We start from the raw sequence: 669 nt of genomic DNA, 5'->3' as shown, positions 1-669 counted from the left end.
AAAGACCATAACCATGGCAAACGCCTTCTGCGTCGTTACTCTTTCCTTCAAGATGACGATGTCGAGCGCGATTGCGCCAAGCCCCCCGGCAAAAACGAGGATGGCGACAAGCGGGATCGGCGCATAATCGAAAGCGTGGGTTTCAAAATGATAAAGCGTAAAGATGCCAAGTGCGGAGCAAACCGCAATTTTCCACGACCCCGCGAAAGCGGCAGTTAATCGGGCCAAACCCCCAGCTTTCCAGAGAACGACGATCGAAATCAGCGAAAGCGCGATGCCGCAACGCCAGAATGCGACAGCCGTGTGACCGATACCTTCATTGAAGGCGGAGCGGGACAGTACACCGACGGTTCCATTTGACAGGGCCGCAAAAAGGGCGAAAGCAGCGCCGCGGATTGGCGAAGGATACTTACTTTTCATGGCTGTAACGTTGTTCCTTTCACATGAAAATGGCACGCCTCACCGAAGGCACGGAAGATTTCACCGCTGAGCGGATCCTCGTCGTGAAACCATTCAGGATGCCATTGCACAGCTGCTGCAAATGTCGTTGCCTCCTTTACCGATACGGCTTCGATGACGCCGTCCACGCATCGCGCATCAACAGCAAGACCATCCGCCAATCGCGCAATGCCCTGCTGGTGCAGTGTGTTGACGGAAATAGAATTTGTC

The 669-nt window shown here is 54.3% G+C and carries 2 protein-coding genes; both read right to left on the bottom strand.

The window, feature by feature from the left end:
- A partial coding sequence (locus tag ACWGTI_RS32625) for an EamA family transporter (RefSeq protein ID WP_454590676.1) occupies positions 1 to 420 on the bottom strand: 420 nt, incomplete at its 3' end.
- A partial coding sequence (locus tag ACWGTI_RS32620; protein ID WP_454590675.1) for a gamma-glutamyl-gamma-aminobutyrate hydrolase family protein occupies positions 417 to 669 on the bottom strand: 253 nt, incomplete at its 5' end. The genes ACWGTI_RS32625 and ACWGTI_RS32620, both read right to left, overlap by 4 nt.

Source organism: Mesorhizobium sp. ArgA1 (genome assembly GCF_053714375.1).
This window is presented reverse-complemented; position numbering and strand designations above follow the sequence as displayed.